We start from the raw sequence: 19,057 nt of genomic DNA, 5'->3' as shown, positions 1-19,057 counted from the left end.
TCCAAAACAAGAAGGCGGGATCCTAGGATCCCGCCCCTGGCCGCGTCACATGAAAGGCTGTGGTCAGCCGATCAGCCCGCGCTTGTGCTCAGCCAGTTGCACGCGCTCCGGCTCGAAGCCCTTCTTCAGGATCGGCACCGCCTTGTACGGATTGCAGATCCCGCAGACGAAGATGTCGAGCGCGGCATAAGCACGTTCCGGCCATGTGTGGATCGAGATGTGGCTCTCGGCCAAAACCAGCACGCCGGACACACCCTCAGGGGAGAAGTGATGGAAGTGGCCATGCAGAATGGTCGCGCCGGTCTCGATGGCGGCCTCGCGCAACACGGAATCGATGTGCGCAGGGTCGTTGAGGTTGGTCGCGCCCCACAGATCAACGATCAGGTGCGTACCAGCGAAACGCACGCCATCGCGCTCGACGAAGTGGTCCTTCGGCTCGCCGTGGTTATTAACAGACTGGGCTTCGCTCGGGCTGCAATCCGAGACCATCCCCAGCGGAGAAACGAGAGCGTCCATGAGCGTGTGCTCCTTCCCACCAGAAGATGACCAGGGTGATCGGGGTTCGATCGGGGTCAACGGGGGCGGCTTATGAGGCATCCGCCCCCCGCCCACAAGAAAAATCGGGACTTTTCGGCCGAAAAAATCGCGGGTCCTTCCTGCGTTCAACGCGCATCTCTCCGCGCTGAAGCGAAACCGACCCGCAAATGCCCCGGACCCCCCCGAGGCTTCTACGGAAAAACTCCCGTAGCAGAATTTTCAGGGTAATCCGGGTGTCTCACCCCTTGTCCAGGCAAACAGGCCTGCTATACCCCGCCGCCTGCGCTGGATGGGTGGCCGAGTGGTCGAAGGCGCACGCCTGGAAAGTGTGTATACCTCAAAAGGGTATCGTGGGTTCGAATCCCACCCCATCCGCCATTAGCTCTCCCTGCCCTCAAATCCTCAGCATCGCCTCGGCGCAGGCATCGAGAATGGCATCGCTGTCGAGACCGTATTCCCGGTAAAGATCGGGGATATTGCCGGCCTGGCCGAACCGATCCACACCAAGCGGCACAACCCTCATGCCGCGGACCGCGCCTAGCCACGCATGTGCTGCTGGATGACCATCCAGCACCGACACGATAGCCGCGTCGCTTGCTAAAGGCGCCAGCAGCTTCTCGATATGGGACGGCGCCGCGCCCGGCCCTTTTCGGGCAAGGCGTCGTGCTGACAACCAGTCGGCATGCAAGCGGTCAGGGCTGGTGATGGCAAGGAGGCCGGCACCTGGCTCCTCAGCCTGAAGCTCGTCGAAAGCGACCTTGGCTTCCGGCGCCACGGCTCCCTGATAGGCTATGACGATTCGGGCCCCTTCCTCAGGAGGCACAACCCAGTGGCCGCCAGAGATCACGGCCGATGGGTCGAGTTGCCGTTCCGGTTGCGGAATGCCCCGTGTGGAGAGACGCAGCCAGACCGCTGATCCATCCGGTTTCTGCATGTGGTGGAAAGCGTGGCGGAGCAGAATGGCCAATTCGTCGCCATGCGCCGGCTCGTACGCAGCCAGCCTGTCCTGCGCCATGCCGATAAGCGGTGTGTTGATGCTCTGGTGCTGCCCTCCTTCAGGCGCCAGGGTAATGCCGGAAGGTGTCGAGACGAGAAGGAACCGCGCATCTTGGTAACAGGCGTAGATCAGCGCATCGAGACCGCGGTTCACGAAAGGATCGTAGACGGTTCCCACCGGCAGGAGCCTTGCGCCATGCATCCGATCGGCGAGCCCCAGGGCGCCGAGGACCAGAAAAAGGTTCTGTTCTGCAATGCCGAGCTCAACATGTTGCCCTTTGGGAGACATGCCCCAGCGCTGAGCGCTTGCCAGCTTGGCATCACGAAACACGTCATTCTTCATGTGTCGGTCGAAGATGCCACGCCGGTTGACCCATGGACCAAGGCTGGTGGAAACGGTGACGTCGGGACTGGTTGTCACCACGCGCTCGGCAACATCGGCCCACTCGCGGGCCCCTCGCCCGATCTCCGCCATCAATTCGCCGAAGCCGGCCTGTGTGGAAAGGATCCGCGACGGCGAGAGCCGTGGCGGCGCCAAGAGGGCCGGAACAACGACCTCCGGCGCTTCAAGACGCCGCCCCTCCGGCGCCAGGACCGCTGCGAAGGGTATCCCCCGGAGAAAGCCATCCAGCTCCGCTTCCGAGGGAATCAATCCTTCAAAACGGTCCCATTCATGGCCTTCACGGATGCCCATCTCGTTGCGGAAGGCCTGCATCTGCTCGGGCGTCATCAGGCCGGCATGGTTGTCCTTGTGCCCGGCAAAAGGTAATCCCATGCCCTTGACCGTGTAGGCGATAAAGCAGGTGGGCTGGTCACCCGCCGCTTCCTGGGCGCGAAACGCTTCCGTCAGCGTTTCCAGGTCATGACCGCCAAGATTGGTCATCAGGGCGCCTAGTTCCTCGTCGCTCAGAGGATCGACAATGGCCCTGACGCCTTCGATGCGGCCAAGCTCCGCCAGCACGGCAGCCCGCCACGCCGCACCGCCTTGAAAGGTCAGGGCGGCGTAGAGACTGTTGGGACAGTCGTCGATCCAACGGCGCAGGTGCTCGCCGTCTGGCCGCATGAAGGCAGCCTCCAGCTTCTTTCCGTATTTCAGGGTAACAACATTCCACCCCATGTCCCTGAATAGTCCCTCGATGCGGCCGAAGAGGCGGTCCGGGACCACAGAATCGAGGCTCTGGCGGTTGTAATCGACCACCCACCAGACATCGCGAATGTCGTGTTTCCAGCCTTCCAACAGGGCTTCATAGATGTTGCCCTCATCAAGCTCGGCATCACCCACAATGGCGACGTGCCGACCCTTGGGCATACCGTCACGTGCAAGCCCATGCAGATGCACATAGTCCTGCACCAGGGCGGCAAAGCTTGTCAGCGCCACTCCCAGGCCAACAGAGCCCGTGGAGAAATCCACCTCCGACCCATCCTTGACCCTGGAAGGATAGGGCTGGATGCCGTTGAACTGGCGCAACGTTTCCAGTTTCTCCCGGCTTTGTCGGCCCAGCAAATAGTTGACGGCGTGGAAAACCGGCCCGGCGTGCGGCTTCACCGCCACACGGTCCTGCGGACGCAGCAGATCAAAGTACAGCGCCGTCATGATCGCCGTGACCGAAGCAGAGGAGGCCTGATGGCCACCCACCTTCAAACCATCAAGGTTTGGCCGCACATGGTTGGCATGGTGGATCATCCAAGCCGAGAGCCAGAGGAGCTTCCGTTCCATCGCGCGCAACAGCGCCAGGTGGCGGGATGGGTCGCCGGATGGGCGGAACTTGCGCGGGTCTGGCGTGGCGTTCATGAGGGATTTCCCCTTTGCTTCGATCCTGGACGGATGAAGGCTAGGAGAAATCCGAGAAGACCACCAATCCTAGCTTGGCCCGCTTCGTGCCAATTTACGCAGCGCCGTGGTCGCGGCCCTGCTGCCTTCACCCACGTAAGCCTCGTGGTAATCTTCGATCTTGGTCGGATCGTAGAGATAATTCACCATGAAGCCCAGTGACTCACGCATCCCTTTGTCAGAGATGTCGCCCCGCCAGTTGATCCGCTCCACCCGTGCTCCATTTGACAGATGGAAATGACCGACAGGGTCCCGGGCCCGTTTGCCGCCCCTTCCGGTTTCCAGAACAAGGTAGCGCGCACAGAGACGCGTCAGCACCGGTTCCGCCTTCAGCCCCCAGCTTCCCGCCAAGGCACGCGGCCCAGCCAGCAAGGCCTTCAACGCTTCACGGCCACTTCCAAGCCCGGACCACTCCACTAGTTGCTTGTTTTCATCCTCAGTCAACAAGCGCGGCTCAGGCATGTTCGCCTGTTCCTCAAGCCAGCGCCGGAAGCCGGGAATCGGAGACAAGGTGGAGAAGCTCTTGAGGTTAGGAAGCTCATCCTGGAGCAGTGCCACCACACGCTTGATCAGGAAATTGCCGAAGGAGATGCCGTCCAGCCCGCGCTGGCAGTTATTGATGGAATAGAAAATCGCCGTATCGGCCTTGCGAAGATCCTGTACTGGAGCCTTCTCATCGAGCAACTTCTGTACCGAGGCCGAAAGCCCCTGGACCAGCGCCACTTCCACGAAGATGAGTGGCTCCTCGGGCATACGCGGATGGAAGAAGGCGTAGCAGCGGCGATCAGAATCGAGACGGTTCTTCAGGTCACGCCAGGTCTTGATGCGGTGCACCGCCTCGTATCCGACGAGCTTCTCCAGAAGGGCGGCGGGCGAGTTCCAGTCGATCCGGCGGAGATCAAGAAAGCCAAGATCGAACCAGTTCGCGAGCAATCCGCGCAGATCGGCATCCAACGCGTTCAATACCGGATCCTTGCCCATCAGTCGCTGCAGATCGGCCCGCAGATCCACCAGGAACTTCATGCCGTCAGGGATGGTGGTAAACTGCGTCAGCAACCTCAGGCGAGGCGGCTCCAGGACGCGGCGCAGCTTGGCCTTGGCCGCAGCACGGACAGCGCTGTCCCGTGCGGCGGAAACCTCCCGCATTGCGGCTTCGACCATCTGTGGGTCGGAGTCGAACCCTGCCAGAGCGTTGAAGAAATCTGCTTGGCCGCCTTCGTCCACCTTCAGGTAAGACTGAGCCAGGCTGGCAGCGCGGTTGCGTGCAGAAATTTCACCGCCCCGCGCTTCCAGGCAGGCCCGCATCCTTGCTTCCCAGGAAGCATCCTCCGCAGGCCCCGTCACGGAAGCAGCCATGTCGCGCCACAACAGAGTGACACGCTTGAGTGCTCTGTCGAACAGCCCCGCCTCAGAGCCGGCAGGAGCAATGGCGACGTCTGACATGAACCCTCCTCAGCGCCCGCAAGCGGGGTGAAATCTGCCGAAATATCTGGTGATCACCTTGCCTGAAGCCAAGCCCGGATGGAATGGGCGGTGGCGAAGGCGGCGCTGATTTCGGTCAGTAAGGCTTCGGCGATCAGAGGTCGTTCCAAGGTCGTTCCGGAGAGTGCAAGACGTGCTGCTTCGGCATGAAGCCACACGGCGGCGCAGGCAGCCTCAAAGCGTGGCATGGATTGCGCAAGAAGTCCCGCGACCAGCCCAGCCAGAACATCGCCACTTCCTGCTGTGGCGAGTGCTGGCGGGGCATCGGCGTTGATCGCCCCTCGTCCATCAGGCGCAGCGATGATGCTGTCGGATCCCTTCAGGATTACCACTGCACCTGTGTCCGCCGCTGCCGAGCGGGCCGCAGCCATGCGGTTCTCCCCTGCCGCACCGAAGACGCGGGCAAACTCTCCGGCATGCGGCGTCAGCACCGCCGCGCCCTTCAGCGCCGAGGGATTACCTGTAGCGGCGGTGAGTGCACCGCCATCAACCACCGCCTCCCGTCCGGCCTGAACAATCTGCCGCAGCATCAGCAACGTTTCCTGATCTGGAGGAAGACCAGGTCCAAGCAGCCATGCATTCCGCCGCTTGTCCTGCAGCAGTTGTTCCAGGCTGTCCTCGCGCACAAGCAGACCAGGTTCACCGCCCCGAAAGATCGTTGCGGTATCGTTATCTGGTGCCGCCAGGGTCACAAGCCCTGCTCCTGCACGCCGCGCCGCACCGGCCGCCAGTGTCGCAGCTCCGGGCATGGCTTTCCCGGCCGGGATCGTCACATGGCCCAGCGAATATTTATGGCTTTGGGATGTCCGGGCAGGCAGCGTCCATAAAGGTGGCTTGTTGGCGAAGCATTGTACGTCCAGGCCAGTCAGAACGCTCGTCGGTAGCCCGATAGGCGCCAAAACCAGTTCGCCACAAAGGTCACGTCCAGGCAGCAGCAGGTGCCCTGGCTTGAGGCGAAAGAAGGTCACCGTCAAGGTGGCCTGCAGAGCATAGCCCCGCACCACCCCGCTCTCGCCGTCCACTCCGGATGGGACGTCGATGGCCACCACGGGCACCGAAACACCGCGCAGCAGTTCCACCAGCCCTGGCGGCAGATCGCCTCGCAGCCCGGCGCCAAAAAGGGCGTCAACAATCAACCCGGAACGGGCGATTTCCGTCGGGTCCAACGGAACGATCGGACCTCGCCATTCGGCTGCCACAACCGCGGCGTCGCTCCCTTCGCGGGGCAAAGAAAGTGCCGCGACGGCGACTGGCCATCCACGGCTCTCCAAAACACGCGCCACCACATAGCCGTCGCCACCATTATGGCCTGGCCCGGTCAGAACAAGAGTGCGGCACGGTCGGAAGCGTTGGCAGATAGCACGAGCGGTCGCCATACCTGCTGCCCGCATCAGCGTCAGGCCGGCAACGCCAAATTCAGCGGCCGATAGATCCGCTTGGAGCATCTGTGCCGGGGTCAGCAACTCGATGGATTGCAACAAGGTCATGCCCTTTGACACGGATCACGCCCCCCTCCGCTACGCGGACAACGCACTCTGGAGCGATCGGGTGCGAAGCGCCGTGGCAAAAAAGTTCGGGGACCTGAACACCGGCCCCGCCATCAGCGGCATCGTCGCTTACAGGCGATCTTGCATTCCACGTCGCTTGCCGGGCAGTAGGGGCGCGCGAGCAGAGGGATGGCGCATGGCAGCCGGGCAGCCTTTCGTGGAAATCGATGACGTCGCGATGCGTTACGGCGGCGCCGATGCGACCCTCGCCCTGAGCGGAACGTCGCTGCAGGTCGAGCGTGGCGAATTCGTGGCCGTGGTTGGTCCCTCCGGTTGTGGAAAATCCACGCTGATGAAACTGGTGAGCGGGCTATGGCCGTCAAGCTCGGGGAGTGTCACGGTGGGTGGCCGTGAAGTCGATGGGCCCTTGCCCATGGTAGGCATGGCCTTCCAAAATCCTACCTTGCTGCCCTGGCGCACCATTTTAGGCAATGTCATGTTGCCGCTGGAGGTAGTGGAGCCTCATCGTCGGCAGTTGCGCGCCAAACGTGCTTACTATGCAGACAAGGCCGGCCGACTGCTGGACATGGTCGGCTTGGCAGGCTTCGGCACTCATTATCCCCATCAGCTTTCCGGAGGCATGCAGCAGCGCGCTAGCCTGTGCAGGGCGCTGATTCATGATCCTCAGCTGCTGATGTTGGACGAGCCCTTCGGCGCCCTCGACATCTTCACGCGGGAGGAGCTTTGGGCCCAGTTGCAGGATGTCTGCCTATCCCTGAAACCCACGGTGATCCTGGTCACGCATGATTTGCGGGAAGCTGTGTTTCTGGCGGACAGGGTCTTGGTGATGTCGTCCCGGCCGGGGCGCATCATCAATGAGCGGCGCATCGACCTGCCGCGCCCCCGCAGGCTCGAGAACACCTATGACCAGCATTTTCAGGAGTTGGTGCACGAATTGCGCGACCACATCCACGCGGCCCGCCAGGGCGCTGAACAAGGCGTTGCCGATGCCGCATGATCCCGCACCCATGTCGGAGCAGCGCACCAAGGGGCAGGCCGCAGCACGCCGTGTGGAAGCGATGGCCGTGAAGGCTCGTCGCCGGCGCCGGCTGGAAAAGCTGCTGCCATGGGTGATCATGCTGGGCACTTTCCTTCTATGGGAAGCGGCGGTCCATGCCCTGGCCATCGATGCCTTTATCCTGCCTGCTCCCTCCGCCATTGCCGGCAGCATGGTGCAGTGGTGGGATCCGCTACTGACGAATGCTTGGCAGACCCTGATGACCACCTTGGCCGGATTTGCCCTGGCCATCATCTTCGGGCTTGGGCTGGGGGTCGCCATTGGCAGTTCCACCCTGCTCTACCACGGCCTCTATCCCCTTCTGATCGGCTTCAACTCGATCCCCAAGGTGGCGGTGGTTCCGATCCTGGTGATCTGGTTCGGTATTGGCACGATCCCGGCCATCATCACGGCCTTCCTGATCAGCTTCTTCCCCATCGTGGTCAACGTCGCCACGGGCATCGCCACCGTGGAACCGGAACTGCGTGACGTGTTGAGGGCGCTCGGAGCACGGCCCTCGGACATCATCCGAAAAGTTGGCCTGCCACGCGCAATGCCCTATTTCTTTGCCTCCTTGAAGATCGCCATCACGGTTGCTTTTGTGGGGTCGATCTTGGCGGAAACAGTGGGCTCGAATGCGGGTATCGGCCAGTTGATGTTGTCCGCCAGCAGCCGGTTCGACGTTCCCCTGGTCTTCGCTGGCTTGGTGGTGACCGCGGTCATGGGTGTCGCCATGTACGCCGTGGCCGCCGCCATCGAACAACGCACCACAGGCTGGGCCATGCGTGGCCAGGCAGAGCAAAACGTCGCGCCGCTGGACGGCTGAGCCTTCGAGCGTCAGGCCGCCCGCACCGTCTTCAGAAAGCCGCCCACAGCCTCATTCAACGCGTGGGATTGGGTGGACAGAGCACGCACCGCATCGCCCAATTGTACGGCGACCTGCTGCGAGGCACCGGCGCTGCTCTCGAAGCCCCGCATCAAACCGGTCACCAGACGGTTGCCCTCGGCTGCCTGCTGAACGTTGCGGGCGATCGCATGCGCGGTCTGCCCTTGCTGATCCACAGCCGCGGCAATCTCGGAGGCGATCTGGTTCACTTCGCCGATGGTGCGAGCAATCGTCTCGATGGCCGCCACGGCCTCGCGTGTGGCGCCCTGTACCTGGCTGATCTGGCCGCTGATTTCCTCGGTGGCCTTGGCAGTCTGGTTGGCAAGGCTCTTCACTTCGCTCGCCACCACGGCAAAGCCCTTGCCTGCCTCGCCTGCCCGTGCCGCCTCGATGGTTGCATTGAGGGCAAGCAAATTGGTCTGCCCCGCGATGGAGCTGATCAGGCTGACCACATCATCGATCCTGCCGGCGCCCTCTGCCAGGGCCTGCACCACCGCATCGGTGCGCCGCGCATCCTCTACGGCACGGCCCGCGATCCGCGTGGCCTCCCCGAGCTGACGGCCAATCTGAGCGACAGAGCCCGCCAGCTCCTCCGCCGCGGCAGCAACCGCCTGGACATCGCTGTCGGCCCGGTTGGCGGATCGCACCGCCTCCCCTGTCATTTCGGCGCTGCGCCCGGCATTGCCGCTCAAGGCTTGTGCGGCATCCTCAATCTGGCGGCTCGACGCGCCCACGCCATCGACGACGCCCCGCATTCGCGCCTCGAACTTCGATGCCAATGCGTCTGTGGCCCTTTCCCGCGCCTTCAGTTCCGCCTCGACATAGATCGACAACAGGATCTCAAGATCCAGCCAGACCATGCGTGAGAGGGCGAGACGCTGAGCGATCCGTCGATCCCCTTCCCCACGGAAGAAACCGCGCGGCTGAACTCCGGCACCGATGCCATCCACCACCCCGTACATCACCGTCGAATGGCACAGAGCCACCGCATGCGCGGGCACGCCGTGGGCATGCAGGGCCTCAGCCAAAAGCTGCGCCGATCGAAGGAAGCCATCGTCCAGCCGACCCGCCACCATCCGCTGCCAGTGTGCGAGTCGCAGCTTGTGAACCTCGGGCTTGCGGAGCGCGGCCTGAGTGGTGGGCCAGGCAGCGAAGCGCTCGTGCAGTTGCTCCAACAGCGCGGGGAGCTTCTGCTCCGCGAAGGGCTGCAGCCCCGCCAGAGTTTCAAGGTCACTTTCCTTCAGGCCGAAGGCATGGCAGCGCTGGCGCAGTTCGGCAGGGATTATTCGCGGCATGGTTGAGCCTTTGGGGTGAGGAGACGCGGCGCAGCCACGTCCTTTCGCCGCTGAGCATGCAGCATTGGCCTTAAGCGACGATGAACCGCAGCCTGAAGTATTGCCGCCGCTTGCGCGAGGTTTCGCTGCCCGCCACGCTGCGGCTATGGCGAAGGGATTGAGAATGATGCTGCACCGCCGAAACCTACTGCGTCATGGTGCGGGCCTGGCTGCGGGGCTGGCATTTGCCCGTCCGGCCTTGGCCTGGCCGGGGCCGGTGACGCTGCGGCTGCACCATTTCCTTCCGGCCGTCTCCAACATCCACCGCAACGTCCTGGTGCCCTGGTCCAGGCAGATCGAGCAGGCCTCCGGCGGCAATCTGCGCATCCGGATTTTTCCATCCATGCAGCTCGGCGGAGCCCCGCAGCAGCTTTATGACCAGGCACGTGACGGTGTGGCGGATATTGTTTGGACCCTGCCCGGCTACACGGCAGGTCGCTTCCCCCGGATCGAAGTCATGGAGCTTCCCTTTATCGCCAACAAGGGCGGTGTGGAGAATGCCTCTGCTTGTCATGATTTTGCCGCCTCGTCCCTTGGAGACGAGTTCTCCGAGGTTCAGCCCCTCGTGTTTTGGGCGCATGATGGTGGACTGATCCATACGCGCAAGCCCGTCTCGAACCTGGAGGATCTGCGCGGCCTGAAGCTACGATTTCCAACGCGCCAGTCAGGCGAGGCCCTGCGGGCCCTGGGCGCAGCCCCCATCGGCATGCCCCTGCCGCAAGTGCCTGAAGCGCTCAGCCAGGGGGTACTCGACGGCGCCGTGGTGCCATGGGAGGTGGTGCCCACCGTCAAGCTGCACGAGTTGCTGCACAGCCATACGGCCGTCCCTGGACGGCCCACCCTTTACACTTCGACCAACATCCTGGCCATGAACAAGAACCGATATTCACAGCTACCGGCCGAGCTGCGGCAGGTTCTCGACACGCATTCCGGGACGCCGCTGGCAGAAAAGATCGGCATGAGCCTGGATGACCAGGCGACGCAGAACGCGGAACTCGTGCGCCGACGCGGCAATACTGTTTCCGAGATCAGCGCAGACGAGGCGGCGCGCTGGCGGCAAGCCACGGCACCGGTGGCCGAGGCGTGGCTGTCCCGTATGAAGCATGACGGCGGAGAGGCCCTGCTTGCCGCCGCGCGCGCGAGCTTCGCACGCCATGCCGCCTGAAGACGAAAGCAAGAATGGCGGCTCCGAAGCGCTCGGCGTACCGCATGATGGCGCCGGCATTGTTCCTCGCATGGCCAGAGCCTTGATGCTGGCTGGCGGCTTGGTCCTGCTGGGCGTTGCGCTCGTCACCAGCGTCAGCGTCGGCGCTCGCACGTTGACCGGGCAACCGGTTGCCGGAGATTTCGAACTGGTGCAGACCGGCTCCGGCCTCGCCATCCTCGGCTTTCTGGCTTACGGATCGCTGCGCAGGTCCAACATCATGGTCGACAGCATGACGAGCTGGCTGCCACGCCGCGTCAACGCGCTGGTTGACATGGCTTGGTCGGTGGTGTGGGCGGCCTGTTCAGCAGGCTTGGCCTGGGGGATGGCGCTGGGCGCGCGCGACGCGTGGATCAGCGGCACACGCACCATGGTGCTGGGCGTTGGCTTGTGGTGGCCAGTTGCGCTCGGCGCGGTGGCGTTTGTGGTGGTGGGACTGGCCGCGCTGCATGGCCTGCCGCAGCGCTGGCGGGATGGGGCACGTTGAGCGAGGAATTCCTTCTGGCCGGATGCGGCTTCGTGGCGCTGCTTCTCCTGATCGCCCTGCGCGCACCGGTGGGACTCGCCATGCTGGTGGTGGGCGCCTGCGGGTACCAGCACATTCTGGGATGGGCCGTGCTGGCCAACTATCTCAAGACCACGCCCTACCATCTCTTCGCCAACTATACCTTCTCCGTCATACCGCTCTTCATCCTGATGGGTGCGGTTGCGGAACGCGGCGGCCTGGCGAGGGATTTGTTTACTGCTGCGCAGATCCTGACGGGCCGGCGCCGCGGCGGGCTGGCCATGGGTGTCATTGGCGCCTGTGCGGCATTCGGTGCCGTTTGCGGATCGTCCGTGGCCACCACGGCGACCTTTGGTCGGGCGGCCCTGCCGGAACTTCGCCGCTGCGCCTATGATCCCGGGCTCGCGGCGGGAACCATTGCTGTCGGCGGTACGTTGGGCATCCTGATCCCGCCCAGCATCGTGCTCGTGATCTACGCGATCAGCACGGAGCAGAACATCGCGTCGCTCTTCAAGGCGGCGCTGGTGCCCGGGATCCTGGCCGCCGTGTTCTACATTCTGACCATTGCAATTCTGGCTAGGCTCCGCCCGGAAGCTCTGCCCGCGGCGTTGCCCATTCCGGCCGGGGCCCGGAGGCAGGCAATGCGGGCGGTGCTGCCCATCCTGGGTATCGCCGTGATCGTCATCGGCGGCATCTATGGTGGTTTGTTCACGCCCACGGAAAGCGCTGCCATCGGGGTGGTGGCCACACTGGGCGTCGCGCTGGCACGGCGAACGCTCAGCGCGAGGCAGTTCCTGGAAGCGCTCCAGGGAACGGCGGAAACCACCGCCATGATCTTTGTGATCCTGCTTGGTGCCGAGGTGTTCAATGCCTTTCTGGCGCTGACTCAGGCCCCGGATCTGCTGGCCATGTGGATCGCCGACCAGGCCCTGCCCGCCTATGGCGTGATGGCCCTGCTACTTCTCGTTTACCTCCTGCTCGGTGCGGTCATGGACGAGTTGGCGATGATCCTGCTGACCCTGCCCATCTTTTTTCCCGTGGTCATGGCGCTTGATTTTGGCCTTCCGCCCGATGAGGTGGCGATCTGGTTCGGCATTCTCGTTCTGGTGGTGGTCGGGATCGGCCTTACCGCTCCGCCCGTCGGGCTGAATGTCTTTGTGGTCGCAGGACTTGCGCGCGATGTACCCGTGACAAGGATCTATCGTGGCACCCTGCCCTTTCTTCTAGCCGATCTGGTTCGGCTTGCCCTTTGCACTGCTTTTCCCGCTTTGTCGCTGACCCTGCTGCGCTGGCTGGGTTCCTGATCCGGATTGCATCGATGGTTTGGCCGGGCAGGCTTGACCACTCGGCCCGCCGGGGCAACCCTTCGGCTAACGGATGGCTGGCGGGAGGCTTCGGGCATGTTCTTGCGGATTGGGGAACGCCTGGTTCATTGCGTGATCGAGGGGCCACAATCCGCTCCTCCCGTGCTCCTGCTGCACTCCATCGGCACCACAATGCATGTGTGGGATCCCCAGATCGATGCCCTGTCGCGCCGCTGGCGAGTCATCCGGCCCGACATCCGGGGTCACGGCCTCTCCGAAGCCGGTGAGGGCGAGTACAGCATGCGGAGCCTCGCCGCTGACCTGCTCGCTTTGATGGATGCCCTGGGCGTCAAGCAAGCGCATGTTGCGGGTCTTTCGATCGGTGGGCGCATCGCGCAGCAGCTTGCCGCAGATGCACCGGAACGTGTCGCCTCGCTGATCCTCGTGGACACCGCGCTGGAATTCCCGGATCCCGCCACATGGCAGGCCCGGATCGAAGCGGTAAGGGCCCAGGGCACCGCTGCGCTCGTGGAAGCCGTGATGCCTCGCTGGGTGATGGATCCCTCGACGCCGTCGGCCCATGGCCTGCGGCAGATGCTGCTGCGGACCGACCCTGCCGGCTATGCCGCCGCGGCCGCCGCGCTGCGGGACGCCCGCGCCGGGGAAGTGCTTGGCCGGATGGGCGGTCCTTGCACCGTTATTGTCGGAGAACATGATCCTGCGTCGCCCCTGGCAGCCGCCAGGGCGCTGCAAGCGGCCATCCCAGGCGCCGACCTCGTGATCCTGCCAGGCGTCAACCACATTCCGAATTACGAAGCGGCTCCGGCATTAAGCGCTGCGATGGTGCGCCACTTGGAAGCACAGCTCACGCCGGAGCCGGACGAGCTTTCTGCAGGGGTCGCCATGCGCAGGGCCATACTGGGCGACGCCCATGTGGCCCGCGCCTCCGCCGCCGTCACGGCACTTGACAAGCCCTTCCAGGACTACATCACTCGCAACGTCTGGGGACAGATCTGGACGCGGCCCGGCTTGCCGTCGCATACGCGCAGCCTTTTGACGCTGGCCATGATGGCGGCTCTGGGTCGTCATGAGGAATTTGTTCTGCATGTTCGGGCCACCCGCCAGACAGGGGTCACGCCGGAGGAGCTGTCGGAGCTACTTCTGCAGGTCGGTGCGTATGCCGGCGTTCCCGTTGCCAACCATGCCTTGAAGCTGGCCAAGGACACGCTGCGGCAGATGGAGGACGGAGCATGATCATGGCGCCAGACCATGCTCTGCTGCGCTGCCACCCCCCGCAGGAGGCAAGCAACACGCTCCTGGATAGCGTTGCATCCGCCACCGCCGGGCCGGTGCAGCCTTCGGGTAGGCGATCAGTCCGGCGCCTGCGGAACAGCTGCACAGCCGGCCTCCAGAAGGTCTGAGCCGCCATGCATTCGGTCAATCCCGCCGACGGGACCATCCTCTCCGTCCTCTATGGCACGGACGAAATGCGCGGCATCATGGGCGAGTCTGCCTTTGTGGCCCGGATGCTGGAGGTCGAGGCCGCCCTCGCACGTGCGCAGGCACGCCTCGGCATCATTCCGTCGGAAGCTGCGGAGGCCATCTCCGCCCAGGCCAGGCCGGAGCAGATCGATTTTCCTGCCCTCGCGGAGGCCACTCGCAGCACCGGCTACCCAGTGGTTGGGCTGGTAAAGCAGCTGACCGCACTGGCCGGGGCCGAGGCGGGGCGCTGGACCCATTGGGGAGCCACCACGCAGGACATCATGGACACGGCCGTGGTGCTGCAGATGCGTGAGGCCTTTGGCATCATCGCCCGCGACCTCCGGCGCATCCAGGCGGCTCTGGCGGCCCAGGCGCGCGAGCACCGGGCAACGGTCATGGCAGGCCGGACGCATCTTCAGCACGCCCTGCCCCTCACCTTCGGCTATAAATGCGCCATCTGGCTGTCCCCACTCATCACCATGAGCGACCGCCTGCGCGAATTGCTGCCGCGCCTTCTGAAGCTTCAGTTCGGCGGTGCCGCTGGAACCCTGGCCTCGCTGGGCGACCAGGGTGTCGCCGTCGCCGAGGAGCTGGCTCGCGAGCTGCGCCTCGTAGCGCCCGACGCTCCATGGCACGTGGCACGCGACACGATGGCCGAGGCCGTGTGCTTTCTCGGCCTGATGACCGGCGCCTTGTCGAAGCTCGCTACCGACATCATGCTGCTGATGCAGACTGAGGTGGCCGAGGTGGCCGAGCCGCATGCCCCGGGCCGTGGCGGCTCCTCCACCATGCCGCAGAAGCGCAATCCCATCGCCTGCGAATACATCATCGCCCAGGCACGCGGGGTTGCCGCGCTGGTGCCGCAGATGCTGAACGCCATGGCAGTGGACCAGGAACGCGGTACCGGCCCCTGGCAGGCGGAGCCGCTGGCATTGCCGCAGGCCTTCACGCTGGCGCATGGCGCGCTGCATCAGGCAGCGCTGCTCGCAGAAGGCATGACGGTGGATGCCGCCCGTATGCGACGCAACCTTGACCAGACGGGCGGGCTGATCGTTGCGGAGGCGGTGATGATGGGCCTCGCCCCTTATATTGGCCGAGGCGCGGCGCATGATGCCGTGCACCATGCCTGTGACGTGGCGCTCGCGGAGCGGGTTCCACTGGCTGCCGCGCTCGGTCGCGATCCAAGGGTGACCGCGACGCTGGATGCCGAGGCTATCGCACGGCTCACCGATCCGGCTCGCTACCTTGGAAGCACTGACGCCTTCATCGACCGCGTGCTGGCGCGGCTGTGACCGAGTTGTCACGCCTGCAGGCGCGACCTGCTCGACATCATCCAAAGGAGAGGCGCCATGAGAGCATGAGGCCGGTGGCAATGCTTGCCTTGCTTGCGCTGAGCGGGTGCAATGCGTTCCTCAGCGAAAGCACAGCGGATCTGGCAGGCCTTGGCGGCGCCGCGCTGTCCAGCGCGGTGAGCGACAATGGAGCGGTGGCGGCGGGCATCGGCATCGGCGTTCAGTCGCTGGCGCGCGCAGGTCTGCAGTACACCCAGCGCGAGTTGCAGCAGGCGGAGCAGGATAGCATCGCCGGTGCGGCCGGTCCGCTGTCCATGGGGGTGGTCGCCACCTGGTCGGTACGTCATGCCATCCCGCTGGCGTATGACAACCAGGGCCGGGTTACCGTGGCGCGCGAGATCGGTGCGCTGGGCCTGGCCTGTCGCGAGATCGTCTTCTCGGTCGAGCAGCGCGACGATGCGGCTTTGGAGACCGCGGAGTTCTACACCGCCATCATCTGCCGGGCCGGGGATCGCTGGAAATGGGCCAGTGCCGAGCCCGCAACGGAACGGTGGGGTTCGCTGCAGTGAGGCGCGGGCTGCTGATCCTTCTCCTGCTGGTTGTCGCGGGATGCGAAAGCGGCGGCAAGGGCGAGAACACGGCGGCCGCCGCAGGGGGCATCGGCGGCATCGCTGTGGGTGGCCTCACCTCGAATCCGGCGGTCGGCTATGCGGTGGGCCTGGGCATCCGGACGGTGGTGGAGGCCACGCTTTCGGGCTGGTTCCGCTCCATGACCACCGATGAGCAGAACGCCATCGCAGCACTGGCAGGGTCGCTGCCGGCCGGGCAGCCACATCCATGGCTGGTGGAGCGCGGCCTGCCCTTCGGGTGGCGGGACAGTCACGGCAAGCTGGAGGTCACGCGCGTCATGGAAACACCGCTGGCTTCCTGCCGCGAGGTGATGTTCACGCTGGAGGGCCGCGAAGGCGAGGCGCCGGAAGGCATCTTCGTCGCCACCGCCTGTCATCAGGGGCGTGGCTGGAAATGGGCGGCAGCGGAACCGGCGGTGGATCGCTGGGGCGCCCTGCAATAGGCTGAACAGCCAAGCTTGGCGCGGCGCCTGAAGCGCGGCATACCGGCTGCATCGATGGGAACATTGCCGGAACCTTTCGCCGCCTGGTTCGCTGCCCGCGGGTGGCAACCCCGCGCGCATCAGCTCGCTATGCTGGATGCGGCACGCGCGGGTGAGTCGGCCTTGCTGATCGCACCCACGGGCGGCGGCAAGACCCTCGCAGGCTTTCTGCCCACTCTGCTGGACCTTCACGCGCATCCAGCCACGGGTCTGCACACCGTCTATATCTCACCGCTCAAGGCGCTGGCCGTGGATATCGGCCGCAACTTGATGGCCCCGATACAGGAGCTCGAACTTGCCATTCGAGTGGAAGCCCGGACCGGTGACACTCCTGCCAACCGCCGTGCCCGCCAGCGCGAAGCCCCGCCTCATATCCTGCTGACCACGCCGGAAAGCCTGGCCCTGCTTTTGTCGCTCCCCTCAGCCGGCGAGATGTTCGGAGGGCTGCGGAATGTGGTGGTGGACGAAGTGCATGCCCTGGCCGGCACCAAGCGCGGCGATCAGCTTGCCTTGTGCCTGTCCCGCCTTTCTTCGCTGGCGCCGGCCATGCGGCGCGTGGGGCTTTCTGCGACCGTGGCTCATCCGGAAGCGATGGCGAGCTGGGTGGCACCCGATGCGCGGCCCGCCTCGGTGCGCCTGGTCTGGGAGAAGGGCGGCGCGGCACCGGCGCTCGACGTGATCCTGCCTCAGGGGCGGCTGCCCTGGGGCGGGCATATGGGCCTTGCCTCCATGCCGGAGGTTTACGGGCGTCTGCGTCAGGCCGGAGTCACCATTGTTTTCGTCAACACTCGTGCCCAGGCCGAACTTTGCTTCCAGGCCCTGTGGCGACTGAACGACGACAACCTCCCGATCGCCATCCATCACGGCTCCCTGACCATCGAGCAGCGGCGCAAGGTCGAGGCCGCCATGGCGGCGGGAAGGCTGCGGGCGGTGGTGGCAACGGCATCGCTTGACCTCGGCATCGATTGGGGTGCGGTGGACCAGGTCATCCAGGTGGGCGCGCCTAAAGGCGTCGCCCGGCTGCTGCAGCGCGTGGGGCGTGCCAACCACCGGATGGACGAGGCCTCGGCAGCGGCACTGGTGCCCGCCAACCGGTTCGAGGTGATCGAGTGCCGCGCCGCTATCCAGGCCGTCGCCGCCGGCGAAGTGGATGGCGACAGACCCCGGCCCGGTGGGCTGGACGTACTGGCGCAGCATATGCTCTGCATGGCCTGCCACGCACCGTTCCATCCTGACGAGCTGTATGCCGAGGTAACGCGCGCGGCGCCCTATGCCGAACTGACCCGGCGTGATTTCGACGACACGCTGCGCTTCGTGGAGGATGGCGGCTACGCGCTGACCGCCTATGAGCGCTTCCGCAAACTGTTCCGGGACGCGGAGGGGCTGGTGCATGTGCGCAACGGGCTGGTGGCGCGGCAACTTCGAATGAACCTCGGCACCATCGTCGAGACGCCGTTGATCAAGGTGCGGATGCGCGGCGGTGGCGTGCTGGGTGAGGTGGAGGAATATTTTGTTTCGACCTTGGAGGCGGGCGACAATTTCATGTTCGGCGGGCAGCTCCTTCGCTACGAGCGCATGGAACTCATGACCGTTGTGGTCTCCCCCGGGGGCGAGGGCGAGCCCCGCGTACCGGCCTATGCCGGGAGTCGCATGCCGCTCACGACCGATCTGGCCAAGCGGGTGCGCGCCATCCTCGCCGACTCACGGCAGTGGCGTGCCCTGCCCACCCCGGTTCGCGAATGGCTGCGCATGCAGCAGCGCGCTTCCGAGCTGCCCTCGCGCGAAGGCCTACTTGTGGAAAGCTTCCCGCGTGGGCAGCGCTGGTTCGTGGTTGCTTATTGCTTCGAAGGACGGTTGGCGCACCAGACGCTGGGCATGCTGCTGACCCGCAGGCTGGAGAGGATGGGCTGCGGCCCACTCGGCTTTCTCGGCACCGACTATGTTGTCGCGACGTGGTCGGCCTTTCCGCCCAGCGACATGGATGCCCTCTTTGCCGAGGACCTGCTGGGCGAGGAGTTGGAGGAGTGGATGGCCGAGAGCTCCATGCTCCGGCGATCCTTCCGAAACATCGCCACCATTGCCGGATTGCTGCAGAAGAACCACCCTGGCCAGGAGAAGTCCGGTCGTCAGATGAGCATGAGCTCCGACCTGATCTATGACGTGCTCCGCCGTCACCAGCCTGACCACATCCTGCTGCGGGCGACCCGAGCCGAAGCGGCGGCCGGGTTGACGGATGTTGCTCGCATCGGCGCCCTTCTCGGACGCATCCGCGGGAAGATCCGCCACAGGGCGCTCGACCGCGTATCGCCGCTGGCCGTCCCGGCCCTGATCGAGGAAGGCCGTGAATGGGTTTCAGGTGACGTGGGCGAAGCTCTCCTGGCTGAAGCGGAAGCCTTGGTCGAGGAAGCAACCGGTGGCGCCGAGCATTTTCAGGACATGCTCGGGCTCGATGTCCTGCCGCCCGTGCCTGATCGCGACGAAAAGCGTGGGCTTCGCAAGGATCGGCGCAACAATCGCCGGCGGCGGGCCCGCACCGCGTGATTTGCCCC

At 64.7% G+C, this 19,057-nt stretch carries 15 protein-coding genes and 1 tRNA gene; 11 read left to right on the top strand and 5 right to left on the bottom strand.

The window, feature by feature from the left end:
• Positions 1 to 63: 63 nt before the first annotated feature.
• A complete protein-coding gene (gene speD, locus ACFOD4_RS11815; protein WP_379596652.1) occupies positions 64 to 516 on the bottom strand; it encodes an adenosylmethionine decarboxylase in 453 nt (150 codons plus the stop codon).
• A gap of 308 nt (positions 517 to 824) precedes the next feature.
• Between speD and ACFOD4_RS11810 the strand changes: the two genes are divergently transcribed.
• A tRNA-Ser gene (locus ACFOD4_RS11810) sits at positions 825 to 915 on the top strand.
• Positions 916 to 931: 16 nt separating this feature from the next.
• Here ACFOD4_RS11810 and ACFOD4_RS11805 read toward each other — a convergent pair.
• The 3 genes from ACFOD4_RS11805 to ACFOD4_RS11795 all read right to left on the bottom strand — a co-directional run bounded on the left by ACFOD4_RS11805 (position 932) and on the right by ACFOD4_RS11795 (position 6,345).
• Entirely contained in the window at positions 932 to 3,325 is a 2,394-nt protein-coding gene (locus tag ACFOD4_RS11805; protein ID WP_379596651.1) for a 1-deoxy-D-xylulose-5-phosphate synthase N-terminal domain-containing protein, read from the bottom strand.
• 69 nt (positions 3,326 to 3,394) lie between these two features.
• Positions 3,395 to 4,807, bottom strand: a complete 1,413-nt coding sequence (locus ACFOD4_RS11800) for a malonyl-CoA decarboxylase (protein WP_379596650.1) — start codon at positions 4,805 to 4,807, stop codon at positions 3,395 to 3,397.
• A gap of 53 nt (positions 4,808 to 4,860) precedes the next feature.
• Positions 4,861 to 6,345 (bottom strand): NAD(P)H-hydrate dehydratase, encoded by a 1,485-nt coding sequence (locus ACFOD4_RS11795; RefSeq protein ID WP_379596649.1) that lies wholly within the window; start codon positions 6,343 to 6,345, stop codon positions 4,861 to 4,863.
• Positions 6,346 to 6,529: 184 nt separating this feature from the next.
• On the opposite strand from ACFOD4_RS11795, the gene ACFOD4_RS11790 reads away from it, so the two are divergent.
• Positions 6,530 to 7,351, top strand: a complete 822-nt coding sequence (locus ACFOD4_RS11790; protein ID WP_379596648.1) for an ABC transporter ATP-binding protein — start codon at positions 6,530 to 6,532, stop codon at positions 7,349 to 7,351.
• Positions 7,341 to 8,216, top strand: coding sequence for an ABC transporter permease (locus ACFOD4_RS11785; RefSeq protein WP_379596647.1), 876 nt, complete (start codon positions 7,341 to 7,343; stop codon positions 8,214 to 8,216). The genes ACFOD4_RS11790 and ACFOD4_RS11785 overlap by 11 nt, the downstream gene beginning before the upstream one ends.
• Before the next feature lie 11 nt (positions 8,217 to 8,227).
• On the opposite strand, the gene ACFOD4_RS11780 is transcribed toward ACFOD4_RS11785, so the two are convergent.
• Positions 8,228 to 9,571, bottom strand: coding sequence for a methyl-accepting chemotaxis protein (locus ACFOD4_RS11780; protein ID WP_379596646.1), 1,344 nt, complete (start codon positions 9,569 to 9,571; stop codon positions 8,228 to 8,230).
• Between the two features lie 166 nt (positions 9,572 to 9,737).
• Here ACFOD4_RS11780 and ACFOD4_RS11775 point away from each other — a divergent pair, with 166 nt between their 5' ends.
• The 8 genes from ACFOD4_RS11775 to ACFOD4_RS11740 all read left to right on the top strand — a co-directional run bounded on the left by ACFOD4_RS11775 (position 9,738) and on the right by ACFOD4_RS11740 (position 19,049).
• A complete protein-coding gene (locus ACFOD4_RS11775) occupies positions 9,738 to 10,775 on the top strand; it encodes a TRAP transporter substrate-binding protein (protein WP_379596644.1) in 1,038 nt (345 codons plus the stop codon).
• Positions 10,765 to 11,301 carry a TRAP transporter small permease gene (locus ACFOD4_RS11770; protein ID WP_379596642.1) on the top strand — a complete coding sequence of 179 codons (537 nt, stop codon included), beginning with the start codon at positions 10,765 to 10,767 and terminating at the stop codon, positions 11,299 to 11,301. The genes ACFOD4_RS11775 and ACFOD4_RS11770 overlap by 11 nt, the downstream gene beginning before the upstream one ends.
• The gene (locus tag ACFOD4_RS11765) at positions 11,298 to 12,623 is read left to right on the top strand and encodes a TRAP transporter large permease (RefSeq protein ID WP_379596641.1); all 1,326 of its coding nucleotides are present in this window, start codon (positions 11,298 to 11,300) and stop codon (positions 12,621 to 12,623) included. The genes ACFOD4_RS11770 and ACFOD4_RS11765 overlap by 4 nt, the downstream gene beginning before the upstream one ends.
• 96 nt (positions 12,624 to 12,719) lie before the next feature.
• Complete coding sequence (pcaDC, locus tag ACFOD4_RS11760; protein ID WP_379596640.1) at positions 12,720 to 13,877, top strand: bifunctional 3-oxoadipate enol-lactonase/4-carboxymuconolactone decarboxylase PcaDC; 1,158 nt, start codon at positions 12,720 to 12,722, stop codon at positions 13,875 to 13,877.
• 173 nt (positions 13,878 to 14,050) lie between these two features.
• Positions 14,051 to 15,397 (top strand): 3-carboxy-cis,cis-muconate cycloisomerase, encoded by a 1,347-nt coding sequence (gene pcaB, locus ACFOD4_RS11755; RefSeq protein ID WP_379596639.1) that lies wholly within the window; start codon positions 14,051 to 14,053, stop codon positions 15,395 to 15,397.
• Between the two features lie 80 nt (positions 15,398 to 15,477).
• Positions 15,478 to 15,966: a hypothetical protein gene (locus ACFOD4_RS11750; RefSeq protein WP_379596637.1), complete on the top strand. Its 489-nt coding sequence runs from the start codon at positions 15,478 to 15,480 to the stop codon at positions 15,964 to 15,966.
• Entirely contained in the window at positions 15,963 to 16,469 is a 507-nt protein-coding gene (locus ACFOD4_RS11745; RefSeq protein ID WP_379596635.1) for a hypothetical protein, read from the top strand. The genes ACFOD4_RS11750 and ACFOD4_RS11745 overlap by 4 nt, the downstream gene beginning before the upstream one ends.
• A 54-nt stretch (positions 16,470 to 16,523) precedes the next feature.
• On the top strand, positions 16,524 to 19,049 hold the full coding sequence (locus tag ACFOD4_RS11740; RefSeq protein ID WP_379596964.1) for a ligase-associated DNA damage response DEXH box helicase: 2,526 nt from the start codon (positions 16,524 to 16,526) through the stop codon (positions 19,047 to 19,049).
• The last annotated feature ends 8 nt before the right edge of the window (positions 19,050 to 19,057 follow it).

The organism is Teichococcus globiformis (genome assembly GCF_042646265.1).
Taxonomy (GTDB): domain Bacteria; phylum Pseudomonadota; class Alphaproteobacteria; order Acetobacterales; family Acetobacteraceae; genus Pseudoroseomonas; species Pseudoroseomonas globiformis.
The sequence above is the reverse complement of the archived record's forward strand: the minus strand, read 5'-3'. Positions and strand labels throughout refer to the sequence as shown.

Coding starts and splice junctions, on each gene's coding strand:
- pcaDC (WP_379596640.1), top strand. CDS start 12,720: ATGTTCTTGCGGATTGGGGAACGCCTGGTTCATTGCGTGATCGAGGGG.
- ACFOD4_RS11740 (WP_379596964.1), top strand. CDS start 16,524: ATGGGAACATTGCCGGAACCTTTCGCCGCCTGGTTCGCTGCCCGCGGG.
- speD (WP_379596652.1), bottom strand. CDS start 516: ATGGACGCTCTCGTTTCTCCGCTGGGGATGGTCTCGGATTGCAGCCCG.
- ACFOD4_RS11780 (WP_379596646.1), bottom strand. CDS start 9,571: ATGCCGCGAATAATCCCTGCCGAACTGCGCCAGCGCTGCCATGCCTTC.
- ACFOD4_RS11805 (WP_379596651.1), bottom strand. CDS start 3,325: ATGAACGCCACGCCAGACCCGCGCAAGTTCCGCCCATCCGGCGACCCA.
- ACFOD4_RS11775 (WP_379596644.1), top strand. CDS start 9,738: ATGCTGCACCGCCGAAACCTACTGCGTCATGGTGCGGGCCTGGCTGCG.
- ACFOD4_RS11800 (WP_379596650.1), bottom strand. CDS start 4,807: ATGTCAGACGTCGCCATTGCTCCTGCCGGCTCTGAGGCGGGGCTGTTC.
- pcaB (WP_379596639.1), top strand. CDS start 14,051: ATGCATTCGGTCAATCCCGCCGACGGGACCATCCTCTCCGTCCTCTAT.
- ACFOD4_RS11790 (WP_379596648.1), top strand. CDS start 6,530: ATGGCAGCCGGGCAGCCTTTCGTGGAAATCGATGACGTCGCGATGCGT.
- ACFOD4_RS11770 (WP_379596642.1), top strand. CDS start 10,765: ATGCCGCCTGAAGACGAAAGCAAGAATGGCGGCTCCGAAGCGCTCGGC.
- ACFOD4_RS11750 (WP_379596637.1), top strand. CDS start 15,478: ATGCTTGCCTTGCTTGCGCTGAGCGGGTGCAATGCGTTCCTCAGCGAA.
- ACFOD4_RS11785 (WP_379596647.1), top strand. CDS start 7,341: ATGCCGCATGATCCCGCACCCATGTCGGAGCAGCGCACCAAGGGGCAG.